The 18,441-nt window shown below is 56.5% G+C and carries 17 protein-coding genes and 1 riboswitch; of the genes, 6 read left to right on the forward strand and 11 right to left on the reverse strand.

All coding sequences use genetic code 11. The features are described 5' to 3' along the window. Positions 1-3: 3 nt before the first annotated feature. The 3 genes from C0560_RS17600 to C0560_RS17610 are packed head-to-tail and all read right to left on the reverse strand — an operon-like array spanning position 4 to position 2,845. The gene (locus C0560_RS17600) at positions 4-1,056 is read right to left on the reverse strand and encodes an iron ABC transporter permease (protein ID WP_248859188.1); all 1,053 of its coding nucleotides are present in this window, start codon (positions 1,054-1,056) and stop codon (positions 4-6) included. Beyond that, positions 1,053-2,036 carry an iron ABC transporter permease gene (locus C0560_RS17605; RefSeq protein WP_248859189.1) on the reverse strand — a complete coding sequence of 328 codons (984 nt, stop codon included), beginning with the start codon at positions 2,034-2,036 and terminating at the stop codon, positions 1,053-1,055. Before C0560_RS17605 ends, C0560_RS17600 begins: the two co-directional genes overlap by 4 nt. Beyond that, the gene (locus tag C0560_RS17610) at positions 2,033-2,845 is read right to left on the reverse strand and encodes an ABC transporter ATP-binding protein (RefSeq protein WP_248859190.1); all 813 of its coding nucleotides are present in this window, start codon (positions 2,843-2,845) and stop codon (positions 2,033-2,035) included. The genes C0560_RS17605 and C0560_RS17610 overlap by 4 nt, the downstream gene beginning before the upstream one ends. 380 nt (positions 2,846-3,225) lie before the next feature. Between C0560_RS17610 and C0560_RS17615 the strand changes: the two genes are divergently transcribed. Further along, positions 3,226-5,367 (forward strand): TonB-dependent siderophore receptor, encoded by a 2,142-nt coding sequence (locus C0560_RS17615; protein ID WP_248859191.1) that lies wholly within the window; start codon positions 3,226-3,228, stop codon positions 5,365-5,367. An 83-nt stretch (positions 5,368-5,450) separates the two neighbouring features. On the opposite strand, the gene parE is transcribed toward C0560_RS17615, so the two are convergent. From parE to nudF, 5 genes are read right to left on the reverse strand one after another with little or no spacing between them, the layout of a single operon-like run. After that, the gene (parE, locus tag C0560_RS17620; RefSeq protein WP_102104784.1) at positions 5,451-7,343 is read right to left on the reverse strand and encodes a DNA topoisomerase IV subunit B; all 1,893 of its coding nucleotides are present in this window, start codon (positions 7,341-7,343) and stop codon (positions 5,451-5,453) included. 27 nt (positions 7,344-7,370) lie between these two features. Beyond that, on the reverse strand, positions 7,371-7,952 hold the full coding sequence (gene yqiA / locus C0560_RS17625) for an esterase YqiA (RefSeq protein WP_102104785.1): 582 nt from the start codon (positions 7,950-7,952) through the stop codon (positions 7,371-7,373). Further along, complete coding sequence (cpdA, locus tag C0560_RS17630; protein WP_100778895.1) at positions 7,952-8,779, reverse strand: 3',5'-cyclic-AMP phosphodiesterase; 828 nt, start codon at positions 8,777-8,779, stop codon at positions 7,952-7,954. The genes yqiA and cpdA overlap by 1 nt, the downstream gene beginning before the upstream one ends. 27 nt (positions 8,780-8,806) lie before the next feature. Continuing rightward, on the reverse strand, positions 8,807-9,229 hold the full coding sequence (locus C0560_RS17635) for a DUF1249 family protein (RefSeq protein WP_102104786.1): 423 nt from the start codon (positions 9,227-9,229) through the stop codon (positions 8,807-8,809). Then, a complete protein-coding gene (nudF, locus tag C0560_RS17640; protein ID WP_248859192.1) occupies positions 9,226-9,858 on the reverse strand; it encodes an ADP-ribose diphosphatase in 633 nt (210 codons plus the stop codon). Before nudF ends, C0560_RS17635 begins: the two co-directional genes overlap by 4 nt. A 202-nt stretch (positions 9,859-10,060) precedes the next feature. Between nudF and tolC the strand changes: the two genes are divergently transcribed. The 3 genes from tolC to C0560_RS17655 all read left to right on the forward strand — a co-directional run bounded on the left by tolC (position 10,061) and on the right by C0560_RS17655 (position 13,527). Continuing rightward, the gene (gene tolC / locus C0560_RS17645; protein WP_248859194.1) at positions 10,061-11,539 is read left to right on the forward strand and encodes an outer membrane channel protein TolC; all 1,479 of its coding nucleotides are present in this window, start codon (positions 10,061-10,063) and stop codon (positions 11,537-11,539) included. A 159-nt stretch (positions 11,540-11,698) separates the two neighbouring features. Then, complete coding sequence (locus tag C0560_RS17650; RefSeq protein ID WP_100778892.1) at positions 11,699-12,364, forward strand: DUF1190 family protein; 666 nt, start codon at positions 11,699-11,701, stop codon at positions 12,362-12,364. A gap of 2 nt (positions 12,365-12,366) precedes the next feature. Beyond that, positions 12,367-13,527, forward strand: a complete 1,161-nt coding sequence (locus tag C0560_RS17655) for a glutathionylspermidine synthase family protein (protein WP_100778891.1) — start codon at positions 12,367-12,369, stop codon at positions 13,525-13,527. Between the two features lie 90 nt (positions 13,528-13,617). On the opposite strand, the gene ygiD is transcribed toward C0560_RS17655, so the two are convergent. Next, positions 13,618-14,406 (reverse strand): 4,5-DOPA dioxygenase extradiol, encoded by a 789-nt coding sequence (gene ygiD / locus C0560_RS17660; RefSeq protein WP_181826884.1) that lies wholly within the window; start codon positions 14,404-14,406, stop codon positions 13,618-13,620. A gap of 196 nt (positions 14,407-14,602) precedes the next feature. Between ygiD and zupT the strand changes: the two genes are divergently transcribed. Further along, entirely contained in the window at positions 14,603-15,376 is a 774-nt protein-coding gene (gene zupT / locus C0560_RS17665; RefSeq protein ID WP_248859195.1) for a zinc transporter ZupT, read from the forward strand. A gap of 31 nt (positions 15,377-15,407) precedes the next feature. Here zupT and ribB read toward each other — a convergent pair whose 3' ends face one another. Next, complete coding sequence (ribB, locus tag C0560_RS17670) at positions 15,408-16,061, reverse strand: 3,4-dihydroxy-2-butanone-4-phosphate synthase (protein WP_095283406.1); 654 nt, start codon at positions 16,059-16,061, stop codon at positions 15,408-15,410. 105 nt (positions 16,062-16,166) lie between these two features. After that, positions 16,167-16,317, reverse strand: a riboswitch (FMN riboswitch). Positions 16,318-16,554: 237 nt separating this feature from the next. On the opposite strand from ribB, the gene ubiK reads away from it, so the two are divergent. Continuing rightward, complete coding sequence (gene ubiK, locus C0560_RS17675) at positions 16,555-16,848, forward strand: ubiquinone biosynthesis accessory factor UbiK (protein WP_100778888.1); 294 nt, start codon at positions 16,555-16,557, stop codon at positions 16,846-16,848. Positions 16,849-16,989: 141 nt separating this feature from the next. On the opposite strand, the gene hldE is transcribed toward ubiK, so the two are convergent. Continuing rightward, entirely contained in the window at positions 16,990-18,420 is a 1,431-nt protein-coding gene (hldE, locus tag C0560_RS17680) for a bifunctional D-glycero-beta-D-manno-heptose-7-phosphate kinase/D-glycero-beta-D-manno-heptose 1-phosphate adenylyltransferase HldE (protein ID WP_100778887.1), read from the reverse strand. Positions 18,421-18,441: the final 21 nt, after the last annotated feature.

The following is an 18,441-nucleotide window of genomic DNA, read 5'->3' on the forward strand; positions in this document are numbered from 1 at the left end:
CTTTTAAAACCGGTCCCGGCGCGCCCAGAGCAGCACCAGGAAAAACGGCCCGCCAATCAGCGAGATAACAATGCCCGCAGGCAGTTGCAGCGGCAGAAACGCCAGCCGCCCGACATTATCTGCCAGCAGAACCAGCAGCGCGCCCAGCGCCGCACTGCCCACAAGCAACGTGGTCTGGCCGCCGCGCAGCAGAAAACGCGCCATGTGCGGCGCAATCAAACCGACAAATCCAATGCTCCCGACGCATGACACACAGGCGGCCGTCAGCAGCACCGGGGCCAGCACGCGAATCAGGGCCAGACGTGCGGTGCGCACACCCAGCCCGGTGGCCGTCTGGTTACCGAGCAGCGCGACATCTGCCGCGCGGGCCGTTAACAGCAGCAGCGTAAACCCGGGCAGCGACCAGCCTGCCGCCACGCTCACCAGCGGCCAGCTGGCGGCATGCAGGCTACCAGCCAGCCACAGCAGCGCGGTCTGCACGTCGCGCACGTCTGCCGTCGTCATAAAGACGCCCATTCCAGCGGCGAAGGTCCAGGAGACGCCGATGCCAATCAGGATAAAACGCGGACGAGAAATATCGCGGGCGAGCACCACCACCAGCAGCGCCGTCATCAAGCCGCCCGCCATCCCCACGACCGGACGCCAGAACACCGACATCGCCGGGAACTGGAAAATCAGCAGCAGTACCGCCACGCTACACCCCTCTTTCACGCCGATCAGCCCCGGATCGGCCAGACCGTTGCGGGTGATGGACTGCATCGCCGCACCCGCCATGCCCAGCATCGCCCCACAGAGCACAGCCATCAGCAGGCGCGGCAGACGGATATCCTGCACGATGTAGCGCGCGTCGGGGCTAAGAGCGTCAGGAGAAAACAGCGCGCGGGCCACGTCTGAGGTAGGAACCGGAAGTGTGCCTTGGGTCAAGCCCATGACCAGCAGCGCGGAGATCAACGCGGTTAAAACAGCTAACCACACCAGCGCTTTGGGGCGGATTAGGGTTGAAAATCGGCCCCAACGCAGCGGGCGTAATTCGGCGTGCAGCACGGCCCGGCTCATCGGAACATCCTCGCGGCAATCAGAATAAACACGGGCGCGCCCACCAGCGCGGTCATCACGCCGGTCGCCAGTTCGTGGGGTATAAACAGGGTGCGCGCGGCGATATCTGCCAGCAGTAACACCAGCGCGCCGCAGCAGGCCGAGAGCGGCACCATGACGCGCAAATCCACCGACACCAGACGGCGAATCAGCTGCGGAACGACGAGGCCGATAAACCCAATCGGCCCGGCGATCGACACGGCGGCACCGCACAGTAACGCGATGGCGATCAGCGCGAGTATCCGCGTGCGGATAAGGGACACGCCTAGCCCCTGCGCCATACGATCGCCCAGCGCCAGCATGTTCAGGGAAGGTGAAATGGCTATGGAAAGGGCCAATCCGGCCGCCGCGACCCAGGCGGCGTTTTGCGTGGCCGCCCAGCTTAATCCTGCCAGATCGCCCGCCAGCCAGGTGCGCATCGCCAGCAGGGTTTGTTCATCAAGAATCAGCACCGCTGCGGTGATGGATGAGGCGAAAGCCGACAGCGCCACGCCGCAGAGCGTCACTTTCATCGGCGTCAGGCCAGTGCGACCGGCAGACGACAGCGCGAGCACCAGCAGGAACAGGAGTGCCGCGCCCGCCGCCGCAATCAGCGGCCGCCCAAACGGCAGCGCCAGCCCGAGGGCGCTGGTTAAAACCACTGCCAGTGCGGCTCCGGCGTTTAGCCCCAGAATATGCGGTTCACCCAGTGGATTGCGGATCACCGCCTGCAGCAGTACACCCGCCACGCCAAGCGCAGCGCCGGTAGTAAGCGCTGCCGCCAGACGCAGCAGGCGCAGGTTGATGATCACATTGTGATCGAAGTTGCGCGGGTCAAACGCCAGAAACGCCTGCACCACGGTCTGCGGGGCGATAAACCGCGCGCCGAGGCCCAGATGGATAATCGCGCCCATAAGCAGCAGCGCCAAAAACAGGGCAGAAGCCAGTCCTGTGCGCATCATGCTTTTTCGCTACCGCGACGAAACGGGATAAAGAACGGTTTGCCGGTCATTGGGTTGATCGACATTTGCACATCGACATCAAACACCGTTTTGATGAGTTCCGGCGTGCAGACGTCGCCCTCATGAAGCACGCCCTGCACTTTGCCTTCGCGTAAGAAGACCAGCGTATCGCCGTAGTTCACCGCAAAGTTCAGATCGTGGAGGACTACCACCACCGTCCGGCCGTGGTGACGGGTGAGATCGTGCAGGAGTTCGAGGATCTCCACCTGATAGCGCAGATCGAGAAAAGTCGTCGGCTCGTCCAGTAGAATCACTGGTGTTTGCTGCGCCAGCGCCATTGCGATCCAGCAGCGCTGGCGCTGACCGCCCGAGAGACTCTCGACGGGCAGATGGGCGAAGGCTTGCGTGCCGGTCAGACGCAGCGCCTCTTCCACGGCCTGTTCGTCGGCATCGGTCCACTGGCGCATAAAATTCTGCCAGGGAAAACGCCCGCGCGAGACCAGCTCAAACACCGTCAGCCCTTCCGGCAGCAAAGGCGACTGCGGCAGAATGCCCAGTTCGCGTGAAACTGCTTTGGTTGGCTGATCGTGCAGGACTTTGCCGTCGAGCAGCACCGCGCCGCCCATCGGCTGTAACAGGCGCGCCATCGTACTGAGAAGCGTCGATTTCCCGCAGCCGTTCGCCCCGACCAGCACGGTCATTTTTTCAGAAGGGATAGTGAGGGAAATATCATCGACGATGATTTTTTTCTGATAGCCAGCAGAGAGGTTTTCGACAACCAACCCCTGCTTTGTCGCGTTATGAGCCACGTGTGCGCCAACTTAATCAAATAACAAATAAATAAAAATAAATCTCATTCTCTTTTGTGAGTTTGCCGCTGCGCCATGTAGTAGTCAAGGGGATAAACACCCTGGAAAAACCAGGGATTAGTCGACCGATACGCATGTAACACAAAAGTCATTAATTGATTATTTTCAGTTAATTACTTTTTTTACAGGCATCCCAGATCAAGCGATTTTTTGCTGTAGCCGAATTTTGCTTTTTTCCATTTACTACTACATTCCTGCATGATTGAATGATTCTCAATTACATACCCGACTCCGCACAGGCAAACGGGTAGCGCTTTACGGGCAATGACACACCATCTTCACTCGCGACCATGCGCGGGTATTTCGGGAAAACAGATCCAATGGCTATGTACACACCTTCATTCTCTGGGATTAAAGGGCGCGCGCTCTTTTCACTGCTGTTCCTCGCGCCGCTGGCGCAGGCGGCTGACAGCACCACCGCGAAAGACGGCGAAACGCTGACCGTCACCGCCGATCCTTCCGCGAAAACCGATGCCACTAACGGCTATCAGCCGCTGAACACCTCCACCGCCACGCTCACGACTATGCCGATGCTGGACATCCCGCAGGTGGTCAATACCGTGAGCGATCAGGTGCTGGAAGATCAGCACGCCACCACGCTCGACGAGGCGCTGTACAACGTCAGCAACGTGGTGCAAACCAACACCCTTGGCGGGACGCAGGATGCGTTTGTGCGCCGTGGTTTTGGCGCAAACCGTGACGGGTCGATCATGACCAACGGCCTGCGCACCGTGCTGCCCCGCAGCTTTAACGCTTCGACGGAGCGCGTCGAAGTGCTGAAAGGCCCGGCGTCGACGCTGTACGGGATCCTCGATCCTGGCGGGCTGATTAACGTGGTGACGAAGCGCCCGGAAAGAGAGTTCGGCGGTTCGATCTCGGCGACCTCCACCAGCTTTGGCGGCGGCACCGGGCAGCTCGATGTGACCGGACCGATTGAAGGTACACGTCTGGCGTATCGCCTGACGGGTGAGTATCAGAAAGAGGATTACTGGCGTAATTTCGGCAAAGAGCGCAGCACCTTTATCGCGCCGTCTCTGACCTGGTTTGGCGATGATGCCACCGTCACGGTGCTCTATTCTCATCGCGATTATCAGACGCCATTCGATCGCGGAACGATCTTCGATTTAACGACCAAACAGCCGGTCGATGTGGATCGCAAGACGCGCTTTGACGAACCGTTCAACATTACCGACGGTGAATCCGATCTGGCCCAGCTGAACGCGGAGTACCGTCTCAACAGCCAGTGGACCGCCAAATTCGACTACAGCTTTAGCCAGGATAAATACACGGATAACCAGGCGCGCGTGATGGCCTACGATTCCGCCACCGGCAATCTGACCCGCCGCGTGGACGCCACGCAAGGCTCGACTCAGCGCATGCACTCCACGCGTGCGGATCTGCAGGGGAATGTGGATATTGCCGGGTTTTACAATGAGATCCTGACCGGCGTCTCTTATGAGAATTACGATCTGCTGCGCACGGATATGATCCGCTGTAAGAACGTTAAAGATTTCAATATTTACAACCCGTCCTACGGCAATCTGAGCAAATGCACGACCGTGTCAGCGTCGGACAGCGATCAGACCATTAAGCAGGAGAGCTATTCCGCCTACGTGCAGGATGCCCTCTATCTGACGGATAAATGGATCGCCGTCACCGGCCTGCGCTATCAGTCCTACACGCAGTATGCGGGAAAAGGCCGTCCGTTTAACGTCAATACCGACAGCCACGACGACCAGTGGACGCCGAAAGCGGGGCTGGTTTACAAGCTCACGCCGTCGGTGTCGCTGTTCGCCAACTACTCGCAGACGTTTATGCCGCAGTCGTCTATCGCCAGCTACATTGGTAACCTGCCGCCGGAAACATCCAATGCCTACGAAGTGGGCGCGAAGTTTGACCTGTTCGACGGGATTACCGCTAATATCGCGCTGTTTGATATCCATAAACGCAACGTGCTTTACACCGAGAGCGTCGGTGATGAGACGGTGGCGAAAACCGCCGGGCGTGTGCGTTCGCAGGGCGTGGAAGTGGATCTGGCAGGCCGGTTAACCGAGAACACCAATGTGATCGCCAGCTATGGCTACACGGACGCGAAGGTGCTGGAAGATCCGGATTACGCCGGTAAACCGCTGCCAAACGTGCCGCGTCACACAGGTTCTCTGTTCCTGACTTACGACATTAACAATGTGATCGGCGGGAATACCCTGACGCTCGGCGGCGGCGGGCATGGCGTGAGTCGTCGCTCCGCCACCAACGGCGCGGATTATTATCTGCCGGGCTACGTGGTGGCCGACGCTTTTGCCGCGTACAAACTGAAGCTGCAGTATCCGTTGACGCTCCAGCTGAACGTGAAAAACCTGTTTGATAAGACTTATTACACGTCGTCGATTGGCACCAATAACCTGGGGAACCAGATTGGCGATCCGCGTGAAGTGCAGTTTACGGTGAAGATGGATTTTTGATGTAAAAAAGCCCGGTAGCGCTACGCTTACCGGGCTTAGAATTTATTCCCACTCCCTTTCGGGAGTGAGTCAGCATGAGGACATCAGGCCTCAATATCCGCCATATCGCCTTTTTCCTGCAACCAGTTGCGTCGGTCTTCGGAACGCTTCTTGGCTAACAGCATATCCATCATTGCGTTGGTCTGCTGCTCGTCTTCGTCGCTGATAATCAGCTGCACCAGACGGCGAGTATTGGGGTCCAGCGTGGTTTCACGCAGCTGCATCGGGTTCATTTCGCCCAGCCCTTTAAAGCGCTGCACGTTAGGTTTGCCTTTCTTGCGCTTCAGCTGCTCCAGCACACCCGCTTTCTCTTCTTCCGTCAGGGCGTAATAGACCTCTTTGCCGAGGTCGATACGGTACAGCGGCGGCAGCGCAACGTGAACGTGACCGTTCTTCACCAGCGCGCGGAAGTGTTTCACAAACAGGGCGCACAGCAGCGTGGCGATGTGCAGACCATCGGAGTCCGCATCCGCGAGGATACAGATCTTGCCGTAACGCAGCTGGCTTAAATCGTCGCTGTCCGGATCGATGCCGATCGCAACCGAGATGTCATGCACCTCCTGAGACGCCAGTACCTCATCGGAGGAGACTTCCCAGGTGTTGAGGATCTTACCCTTCAGCGGCATGATCGCCTGATATTCACGGTCGCGCGCCTGTTTGGCTGAGCCGCCCGCCGAGTCACCTTCGACGAGGAACAGTTCGGTGCGATTCAAATCCTGCGCCGTGCAGTCGGCCAGTTTACCCGGCAGCGCCGGACCGCTGGTCAGCTTTTTACGCACCACTTTCTTCGCCGCACGCATACGGCGCTGGGCGCTGGAAATCGCCATTTCAGCCAGCATTTCTGCCGTCTGAATGTTCTGGTTCAGCCACAGGCTGAAGGCGTCTTTGACTACGCCGGAGACAAAGGCCGCACATTGGCGCGAAGAGAGACGCTCTTTGGTCTGACCGGCAAACTGTGGGTCCTGCATTTTGACCGACAGGACATACGCACAGCGATCCCAGATATCTTCCGCCGACAGCTTCACGCCGCGCGGCAGGATATTGCGGTATTCGCAAAACTCACGCATCGCATCCAGCAGACCCTGACGCAGACCGTTGACGTGCGTACCGCCCTGCATCGTCGGGATCAGGTTGACGTAGCTTTCGGTCAGCAGCTCGCCGCCTTCGGGCAGCCACAAGAGCGCCCAGTCGACCGCTTCCGTATCACCGGAGAAGTTACCGAGGAACGGTTTTTCTGGCAGGGTTGGCAGGCCGTTAATCGCTTCGCCCAGATAGTCGTTCAGACCATCCTGATAGCACCAGCGCTGCTCGCTGCCGTTCACTTCGTCTTTGAAGGTAATTTCAACGCCAGGGCACAGCACCGCTTTCGCTTTCAGAATGTGCGTTAAGCGCGAAACGGAGAAACGTGGGCTGTCGAAGAAGCTTTCGTCGGGCCAGAAATGGACGCTGGTCCCGGTATTGCGTTTGCCGCAGGTGCCGATGACCTGCAGGTCCTGAACTTTGTCGCCGTTTTCAAAGGCGATGTTGTAGACCTGGCCGTCGCGGCGCACGGTCACTTCCACGCGCTTAGAGAGGGCGTTGACCACGGAGATCCCCACGCCGTGCAGGCCGCCGGAGAACTGGTAGTTTTTATTGGAGAACTTACCGCCCGCGTGCAGACGGCAAAGGATCAGTTCGACAGCAGGGACACCCTCTTCCGGGTGAATATCGACCGGCATACCGCGCCCGTCGTCGATCACTTCGAGGGACTGGTCGGCATGCAGGATCACATCGATGCGTTTGGCATGGCCTGCCAGCGCTTCGTCCACACTGTTATCAATCACTTCCTGGCCCAGGTGGTTTGGGCGAGTGGTATCGGTGTACATCCCAGGGCGGCGGCGAACCGGCTCAAGCCCGGTGAGTACCTCAATGGCATCAGCGTTATAGGTTTGCGTCATGATTTAGCTAGCAATTCGCATTGGTTGTCAGAGGCTGTGCAGCCCAAGAAAATCGACAATCTGGGTGAAATGATTCTCAAAGTCCGTGAAAGCATGGTTTCCGCCTTCTTCTACAGTCTGGCGGCAAGAGGCGTAATACGCCACCGCCTGGCGGTAATCCAGCACTTCATCACCCGTCTGTTGCAGCAGCCAGAGGAGATCTGGCGCGTCAAGCGGATCTATTTGCATCACTTTGAGGTCGTAAATATGGCGAGACTCTAGCACATATTGCTGCCCGGTGTAGGGGTTCTCGTTCTGGCCGAGAAAGTCCGTCAACAGCTCAAACGGGCGTACCGCCGGGTTAACGACGACCGCTGGCAGCATAAAGCATTGGGACAACCAGGTGGCGTAATAACCGCCGAGCGACGAGCCGACAACGCCGAAGGATTCGCCGCCGTGTTCCATCACGATGGACTCCAGCATCTCTGCCGCATCCGCTGGATACGGCGGCAGCTGCGGGACGATCATCTCGATATGCGGATGATGTTCGCTGAGCCACTGGCGAAACTGGGTCGCCTTCGCGGAGCGCGGCGAGCTGTTAAACCCGTGCAGATAAAGGAGCGTAGACATCAGTATCCTTCTGAAGCGGTATCTGGACGGAACTGTGCCCCTTCCAGACGACACACTTCCGTGGTCAGCCGGCCATCCGCATGGAGTTCCAGCCAGCGCCATCCCGGCGCGATGGTATCTAAGGTGAAGTTGGCGCAGTGCGGTTTAAACTGCACGCAGGTCGACGGCGTCGCCAGCAGACGGCGGCCATTCCAGTCGAGATCCTGTTCCTGATGAATGTGTCCGCACAGCAGATTGTTCACATGAGGATATTTCGACAGCACGCGGTCGAGCGCGGCAGAGTTGCGCAGGCTGTGCTGATCGAGCCAGCTGCATCCCGCCGGGAGCGGATGGTGATGCAGCAACAGCAGGGTATGGCGTTCAGGTGCGTCAATGAGTTTGCTTTCGAGCCACTCCAGCTGGAAATCGCTCAGCTCGCCGTGCGGCACGCCGAAGACCTGGGTATCCAGCAGCAGAATTTGCCAGTGATCGCCCACAAACACACGCTTGGCCGGTGAAATACCCGCGTCCTGAAGCGCGCTGTACATGGCAGGCTGGAAGTCATGATTACCCGGTAACCAGACGCAAGGCACGCTGAAGCTCGCGATCCCTGTAGCAAAATGCTGATAGGCCGCGGCGCTTTGATCCTGTGCCAAATCCCCCGTCGCAACAATCAAATCACAGTCGCGATTTTCGAGGTGAATGGCATCAAGTACAGCCTGATAACTCTCCCAGGTATTCACACCCAGCAGCGTTTCATGCTTTTCGGCGAACAGGTGAGTATCAGTAATTTGTAATATCCTGACTGGCGCCCCACCAGCAACAGTCAGGTTCAACAGGCTTTCCAAATGGTGTCCTTAGGTAGGTTTATGACGCTAACAAACCGGAATCGCCATTGCTCCATGTGCTAAACAATATCTTAGCCAGTCAGCTAAAAACTGGTTAATTTGATGCTTTTCGTCGCGTTGATGCAACTTTTTATTAGGATAATCATATCGCGCTTTGAAGCGAAAGATCTGCTGACTCGAACACACTTCAGCCACCATCGCGTCGTGATAAAGCCTGACGGTCATCGACGGCAGGCTCCAGTAGCTGACGGACGGCGCCGTTTGTTTAATCTCGACCAGCGTAGTGTAGCGAGTGGATTCCACAATCGTTAATCGATATTGCGCATTGCTCACCTGATAGCTCACCGTTTCGCCGGCCGCATCGGTGCGCGGCAACAGGCGACGTAATTGTGCGAAGTTGGTCTCGCACAGACGCATCATTTCTGGGAAGTCAGGTGTATAACGCTTCATTTTTTCCACTCTTTTCGTAAGTCTTGATAATGCAGCTGTAGCCATTGCAAAGCGATGACAGACGCTGCGTTGTCGATTTTCCCCTCATTGACCCATTGATAAGCCTGCTCCCGACTCACCACATGAACACGAATATCTTCGTTTTCATCTGCCAGACCGTGAATACCTTGTGCGGTCGTGGCGTCCACTTCACCCACCAGAATGGAAGAGCGCTCGGTGGTTCCACCTGGGCTTGCCAGGAAGCTCAGCACCGGTTTGGTCCTGCCGACAATCAGCCCGGCTTCTTCCTGCGCCTCGCGGCGGGCGACCTCTTCCGGCGTTTCGCCCTCTTCGATCATTCCCGCGACGATCTCCAGCAGCCATGGGCTTTCGCTGGTATCCAGCGCGGCAATCCGGATCTGTTCAATCAATACCACTTCGTCACGCACTGGGTCAAAGGGTAGCAAGACTGCGGCATGCCCGCGCTCAAAAATTTCACGTCGAACTTCGCCACTCATTTCACCGTTAAACAGGCGATGCCTAAAACGGTAAAGTTCCAGTGAAAAAAAACCGCTATAAAGCGTTTCCCGTGCAATAATTTCTACATCGTTTTTAGAGAGCGTCACTGGCAACTTATCTGGTTTTTGCATGGCGATATCCTGGTCACAATTGTGTTGAAATCATGAATTTCAAGGCTGTTTGGCTGCCGTTTGACAGGCTATATGATAGATTGGTGCAAATTACCGCCAGATGGCACGTAACGCCAACCTTTTGGCGTGGATGATTCTGTTAGAATCGGCAATTATTTTTAATTAGATCAGCGCTAATACTGCTTCACAACAAGGAATGCAAATGAAGAAATTGCTCCCCATCCTTATCGGCCTGAGCCTGACGGGCTTCAGCGCGATGAGCCAGGCAGAAAACCTGTTACAGGTTTATCAGCAAGCACGTCTGGGCAACCCTGAGCTGCGTAAGTCAGCCGCCGACCGTGATGCTGCGTTCGAAAAGATTAATGAAGCACGTAGCCCGCTGCTGCCGCAATTGGGTTTAGGTGCAGATTATACCTACAGCAATGGATTCCGTGACAACAACGGTGTGAACTCCAATGGCACCAGCGCTTCACTGCAATTAACGCAGACCTTGTTTGATATGTCCAAATGGCGTGCCCTCTCCTTGCAGGAAAAGAGCGCCGGTATTCAGGACGTAACCTATCAGACCGATCAGCAAACGCTGATCCTGAACACCGCTACCGCTTACTTCAACGTACTGAGCGCGATCGACTCGCTCTCCTACACCGAAGCGCAGAAACAGGCGATTTACCGTCAGTTGGACCAAACCACCCAGCGTTTCAACGTAGGCCTGGTCGCCATCACTGACGTGCAAAACGCCCGTTCACAGTACGACAGCGTGCTGGCGAACGAAGTGACTGCCCGTAACAACCTCGACAACGCACTCGAATCTCTGCGTCAGGTGACCGGCAATTACTACCCAGAGCTGGCGTCTCTGAACGTTGATAACTTCAAGACTGACAAACCGCAGGCGGTTAACGCCCTGCTGAAAGAAGCTGAAAACCGTAACCTGGCGCTGCTGCAGGCTCGTCTGAGCCAGGATCTGGCGCGCGAGCAAATCCGCCAGGCGCAGGATGGCCATCTGCCAACCGTGGGGCTGACCGCATCGACGGGTATTTCTGATACCACCTACAGTGGCTCAAAAACCAACACCGCTCAATACGATGACAGCAACCAGGGACAGAACAAAATCGGCCTGAACTTCTCTTTGCCTCTGTACCAGGGCGGCATGGTGAACTCTCAGGTGAAACAGGCACAGTACAACTTTGTTGGCGCGAGCGAGCAGCTTGAAAGCGCGCACCGCAATGTTGTTCAGACCGTTCGTTCTTCCTTTAACAACGTGAACGCCTCCATCAGCAGCATCAACGCTTACAAACAGGCCGTTGTGTCTGCACAAAGCTCCCTGGATGCGATGGAAGCAGGTTACTCCGTCGGTACACGTACCATCGTTGATGTGCTGGATGCGACCACCACGCTGTATAACGCGAAGCAACAGCTCTCCAGCGCTCGTTATAATTACCTGATTAACCAGCTGAATATTAAATCCGCGCTGGGTACGCTGAACGAGCAGGATCTGCAAATGCTGAACAGCACGCTGGGTAAACCGGTTTCAACAACGCCTGAAAGCGTTGCCCCGGAAAACCCACAGCAGGACGCCAGCGCTGATGGCTACAATGCCAACAGCACCGCCCCTGCCGCTGAGCCAGCCGCGGCGCGCACCACCACAACAAATAGCACCGGAAACAACCCGTTCCGTAACTAATTGTTGAATAATCCCTCTCCCTTTCGGGAGAGGGTCACATTTGAACGTAAGCCAACGTAAAGATCCCCCCGAATCCCCCTCTGCGCTTCATTTTCGACCACTCATCCTCTATCCTGAGCCTTATTTACTTCGTTCTACCACTGGGTCCTGGAAGACAAAATGAAACGGACAAAAACGATCAATCACGCTTCGTTCCGCAAAAACTGGAACGCACGCCATCTCACCCCTGTCGCCCTGGCGTTCACCGCCGTATTTATGCTGGCAGGCTGTGAGCAATCCGATGAAACAGTCTCGATGTATCAGAATGCCGATGACTGCTCGTCAGCCACCGGTAAAAGCGCGGAATGTACCACTGCCTATAACAATGCCCTGAAAGAAGCAGAACGTACCGCGCCGAAATACGCCACCCGTGAAGACTGTATCGCCGAGTTCGGTGAAGGCCAGTGCCAGCAGGCACCGGCTCAGGCTGGCATGGCACCTGAAAACCAGGCGCAGGCCCAGTCCAGCGGCAGCTTCTGGATGCCGCTGATGGCAGGCTACATGATGGGCCGCATGATGGGCGGTGGAATGGGCTTCCAGCAACAGCCGCTGTTCAGCTCCAAAAATCCATCCAGCCCGGCCTACGGTAAATACACCGATGCGAGCGGCAAAAACTACGGCGCGGCGACGCCTGGCCGTTCGATGACGGTTCCGAAAACCGCGATGGCGCCAAAACCTGCGACCACCAGCACCGTGACGCGCGGTGGCTTTGGCGACTCCGTGGCGAAACAAGCGACCATGCAGCGTAGCGCGACAGGTTCCACCACTCGCTCAATGGGCGGCTGATAATGGAACGAGTCAGTATTGTCGAGCGCCCGGACTGGCGCGAAAAAGCCACCGAATATGGTTTCAACTTCCACACCATGTACGGCGAACCGTACTGGTGTGAAGATGCCTATTACAAGCTCACCCTCGCCCAGGTCGAAAAACTGGAAGAGGTAACTGCCGAACTGCACCAGATGTGCCTCAAGGTGGTGGAAAAGGTGGTTGCCAGCGATGAGCTGATGACCAAATTCCGCATTCCAAAGCACACCTGGGGTTTTGTACGTCACGCCTGGCAGACCCACCAGCCTTCGCTCTATTCACGTCTCGATCTTGCGTGGGACGGCGTGGGCGATCCTAAGCTGCTGGAAAATAACGCCGATACGCCAACCTCGCTGTACGAAGCAGCGTTCTTCCAGTGGATCTGGCTTGAAGATCAGGCGGCGGCGGGCAATCTGCCGGAAGGCAGCGATCAGTTCAACTCCTTGCAGGAAAAATTAATCGAGCGCTTCGCTGAACTGCGCGAGCAGCACGGATTTAATTATCTGCATCTGGCCTGCTGTCGCGATACCGTTGAAGATCGCGGGACCGTGCAGTATCTGCAGGACTGCGCAGCCGAAGCGGAAGTGGCCACTGAGTTCCTGTATATCGAAGATATCGGTTTAGGCGAGCGCGGCCAGTTTACGGATACGCAGGACCAAGTGATTAGCAATCTGTTCAAGCTCTATCCGTGGGAATACATGCTTCGTGAAGTGTTCTCCACCAAGCTGGAAGACGCGGGCGTACGCTGGCTGGAACCGGCCTGGAAGAGCATTATCTCTAACAAAGCGCTGCTGCCGATGCTGTGGGAGATGTTCCCGAATCACCCTAACCTGCTGCCTGCGTATTTCGCCGAAGATGATTATCCGCCGATGGATAAATACGTCATTAAGCCGATCTTCTCCCGCGAAGGGGCGAACGTTTCTATTATTGAAAACGGCAAAACCCTCGAAGCGGCGGAAGGCCCGTACGGCGAAGAAGGGATGATCGTGCAGGAGTTCTATCCGCTGCCGAAATTTGGCGACAGCTATGTGCTGATTGGCAGCTGGCTTATCAACGATCAGCCTGCGGGGATTGGGATTCGCGAAGATCGCGCGTTGATCACCCAGGATCTGTCGCGCTTCTATCCGCATATTTTTGTGGAGTGATGGATTTGCCGGGTAGTGGCTTCGCCTTACCCGGCCTGCAAAATCGCACGAACCTGAAGCCCGGTAAGCGCAGCGCTACCGGGCTTTTCGTTAGCCAATTTGTACCGACAGCATACTCAAACTGCCCATCTCGATCCCATCCACCGGCACGGTCACCGGTTCACTGCCATCCCACGCGCCCAGCACGTACAGCAGCGGCAGGAAGTGCTCCGCCGTTGGATTAGAGAGCGAACCGCCCTCGTGATCCAGATAGTTCACCAGCGGATGTTCTTCCGCAGGTCCTTGCCAGGTGAGATTAGCTTTTACAAAATCATTGAACGACGTGGCCCATGGGTATGGCGTGTTTTCACCGTGCCAGCGGGCCGTGCGCAGGTTATGCACCACGTTACCGCTCGCCACCAGCATGATGCCTTCATCGCGCAGTTTTGCCAGCTTGCGACCGATCTCAAGGTGCCACACCGCCGGTTTGGTGCTGTCGATGCTCAGCTGCACCATGGGGATATCGGCATCCGGATACATTTTGATCAGCACGCCCCAGGAGCCGTGGTCGAAGCCCCAGGCCTCTTTATCCAGCGTCACCGGAACAGGCGCCAGCAACTCCACCAGCTGTTGTGCCAGCGCTGGCGAACCCGGTGCAGGGTAATGGGTGTCATACAGCGCCTGTGGGAAGCCGCCAAAATCATGAATGGTTTTCGGTGCTTCCATGGCCGTGACGCCGGTGCCGCGCGTAAACCAGTGTGCAGAGATCACCACGATGGCCTTCGGACACGGCAACGTCTCGCCCAGGTGACGCCAGGCACGCGTATAGACGTTATCTTCCAGAACGTTCATCGGACTACCGTGGCCCAAAAACAGTGCTGGCATACGAGAAGAAGTCATGGTGATATCCTTACATAGGGTGTTTATTTAATGTCACTACATTACCCGCTATCTGCACAACAAGAACTCAGATAAGCGTGATGAAGATCTTCAGAAAATTTGAATGTAAGAAATATGTAAAGCCGGGAATGCCCTCTCGCTTTGCGGCAGATTAGCCATTAACATTAATGAGAATCATTATCATAAGGAGCATTGAATGTCAGTACCCTTGATTCTGACGATACTTGCGGGTGCCGCCACCTTCATCGGTGCCATTCTTGGCGTGCTCGGACAGAAGCCTTCGAACCGCGTGCTGGCGTTTTCTCTCGGCTTTGCCGCCGGGATTATGCTGCTGATCTCCCTGATGGAGATGCTGCCTGCGGCACTCGGCACCGAAGGGATGTCGCCGGTTCTCGGCTACAGCATGTTCGTCGTGGGCCTGCTGGGGTATTTCGGTCTCGACCGGATGTTACCCCATGCGCATCCGCAGGATCTGATGCAGAAAAGCGTCAAACCGTCGCACGGCAACATCAAACGCACGGCCATTTTGCTCACCCTCGGCATCAGTCTGCACAACTTCCCTGAAGGTGTCGCCACCTACGTGACGGCGAGCAATAACCTTGAGCTGGGCTTTGGAATTGCGCTGGCGGTGGCGTTGCACAATATTCCTGAAGGACTGGCCGTCGCTGGCCCGGTTTATGCTGCGACAGGCTCAAAACGCACGGCGGTTTTTTGGGCCGGGATTTCGGGTCTGGCGGAGATATTAGGCGGCGTGCTGGCGTGGCTGATTCTGGGCAGCATGATCTCTCCGGTGGTAATGGCCGCAATTATGGCTGCGGTGGCGGGGATTATGGTCGCACTGTCCGTAGACGAACTGATGCCGCTGGCGAAAGAGATCGACCCTAACAATAACCCCAGCTACGGCGTGCTATGTGGAATGTCGGTGATGGGATTAAGTCTGGTACTGCTACAAACAGCAGGAATTGGATAAAAAAACGCCGGGATAACCCGGCGTTTTTTATTTAGCTGGCTTTACGTTCATGCGCCTGGCGGTAGGCCACCAGATCTTCGATGGTCACCACAGCCATATTGTGTTTCTTCGCAAATTCAATGCACTCTGGCGCGCGCGCCATGGTGCCGTCATCGTTGGTCAGTTCACACAGCACACCCGCAGATTTAAAGCCTGCCAGCGTCACCAGATCGATGGTCGCTTCAGTGTGGCCGCCGCGCGTCAACACGCCGCCCGGCTGCGCGCGCAGTGGGAAAACGTGGCCAGGACGGTTCAGGTCTGATGGCTTAGCATTATCCGCGGTGGCGGCACGCACGGTCGTCAGGCGGTCAGCAGCAGAAACGCCGGTGGTCACACCGTGCGCGGCTTCGATGGTGACGGTAAAACCGGTACCGAATGCGCTGGTGTTGTTTTCGACCATCATCGGCAGATCGAGCTGTTTACGACGTTCGTCGGTCAAACAAAGACACACGATGCCACTGCCGTGACGAATGGTCAGCGCCATCTGTTCAACGGTCATGGTTTCAGCGGCGAAAATCATATCGCCTTCGTTTTCACGGTCTTCATCATCGAGAACCATCACACCGCGATGTTCACGGAGTGCGGTAAGAGCAAGCTCTACACGGTCAGTAGAGGTGCCAAAAGCGGAAAGTAGCGTCTGATTCATGGTAAAAAAACCTCATTAAAATTATGGTTACCAGAATCAGGGCAGTCTTAGGAGCACCGCGTAAGCGGTAAAAAAATAACGTGAGCGGGCCTTGCCCGGCTTGATCGTTACTCTCTCCCATCCGGACTCTAACCGTCGGCTCCGGAATTACACCGGATCTGCTGACCTTTGAGTTTTCACCCAAAGCGCTCGCGGGCTTTCAGCGCAAGGCTGATTTACCGCCGGTGGGGAATTTCGCCCCGCCCTGAGAATAAGCGAGATAACTATAACGCTATTGATTATGCTGGGCAATGCATAAGCATCAAACAATTCTGGATTTGCATTTCATCATCCAAATTGCCTTTGCGTCGACGGCCCCCTCAATCCCCGTTCACATCGTTAACGTGACTTTGGGTGGATTTCATGCTTACCGCATCGCAAATGATTTTGTGCAAAAGATCGCGGGTAACGCGCTACAATGTTCGCTAACACCTTCTGATCAAGGGAAACGACCATGATTGACCCGAAAAAAATTGAACAAATTGCCCGTCAGGTTCATGAATCTATGCCGAAAGGTATTCGTGAGTTTGGCGATGACGTCGAGAAGAAAATCCGCCAGGTGCTACAGTCGCAGCTGACGCGTCTTGATCTGGTGAGCCGTGAAGAGTTCGACGTGCAGACGCAAGTGCTGCTGCGCACCCGCGAAAAGCTGGCGCTGCTGGAGCAACGCCTGACCGAGCTGGAAAACCGCAGCCAGCCCGCAGAAGTGAAACCGGCACCGGCGATTCCGCCCGTCGACGAAGCATAAAAAAGCCGGGTGGCGCCTGCGCCTTACCCGGCCTGCAAATCGGAAAACAAAACGGCAACCTCAGTTGCCGTTTTTTGTATTTGCGCCCTCTCTCGCTGTGGAGAAGGTTAAGTGAGAGCATCAGCCCGCACCAATCCCATTTTACTGGCTGTCTTTCTGGATCTTCTTAATGATGTTGGTGGTGGAACACCCGTCCTCAAAATTGAGCACCATCACTTCGCCGCCGTTGGCCCAGACCTCTTCACTCCCCGCAATCTGCTCCGGCTTATAGTCGCCGCCCTTCACCAGCAGATCCGGCAGAATGCCAGCAATCAGACGCTGTGGCGTGTCTTCTTCAAAAGAGACCACCCAGTCGACCGCTTCCAGCGCGCCGAGCACAATCATGCGCTGCTCCAGCGGGTTCACCGGACGCGTTTCGCCCTTCAGACGTTTGGTAGACGCATCGCTGTTCACCGCGACAATCAGACGATCGCCAAGCTTACGCGCATTCGCCAGATACGAAACGTGGCCTGCGTGCAGAATGTCGAAGACGCCGTTGGTCATGACCACTTTCTCGCCGCGCTTGCGCGCCGCAGCCACCGCAGTTTTCAGCTCGTCTTCGCTCATCACACCAAAACCGGTATCCGCACGTCCGCGTACCGCATTTTCCAGCTCGATCGGCGAAACGGTAGACGTCCCCAGCTTACCGACCACAACGCCTGCCGCCGCGTTCGCAAAGTAGCAAGCCTCTTCCAGTGAATTGCCCGCCGCCAGCGTCGCCGCCAGCACGCCAATCACCGTATCGCCTGCACCGGTCACGTCGTACACTTCCTGCGCCTGCGTCGGCATATGCAGCGGCGCTTTGCCCGGCTGCAGCAGCGTCATGCCCTGCTCAGAGCGGGTCACCAGCAGCGCGGAGAAGTCGAAATCGGCGATGATTTTCATCCCGCGCTCCACGATCTCTTCTTCGTTTTTGCACTTGCCCGCCACCGCTTCAAATTCGGAGAGGTTAGGCGTCAGCAGCGTCGCGCCGCGATAGCGTTCAAAATCGGTCCCTTTCGGGTCGATCAGCACCGGCACACCTGCTTTACGCGCCAGCTGAATCATCTGCTGTACGCTGGCAAGCGCACCTTTGGCGTAGTCAGACAGCACCAGTGCGCCGATATTGCCCAGCGCCTGCGCGATACGCTCGTGCAGTGGCTCAGGATCAACACCTTCAAAACCTTCTTCAAAGTCGAGGCGGATCAGCTGCTGGTTGCGGGAGAGCACGCGCAGTTTGGTGATGGTTGGATGCGTTGGCACAGAAACGAAATCACACTTCACATTCACGTCGGCCAGCGTTTTGCTGAGCGCGCGTGCCGCGTCGTCAATGCCGGTTAGCCCTACCAGACGCGAATGCGCGCCGAGAGAAGCAATATTCATCGCCACGTTTGCCGCGCCGCCGGGACGCTCTTCAATGGTATCGACCTTGACGACCGGGACCGGTGCTTCCGGGGAGATGCGGCTTGTCGGCCCGTACCAGTAGCGGTCCAGCATCACATCACCGACAACCATAACCCCAGCACGTTCAAACTCTGGCAGTGTTACTTTCATTCCTGACTCCAGAAAGATTCA

This window comes from Lelliottia sp. AC1 (assembly GCF_023278595.1).
GTDB lineage: Bacteria > Pseudomonadota > Gammaproteobacteria > Enterobacterales > Enterobacteriaceae > Enterobacter > Enterobacter nimipressuralis.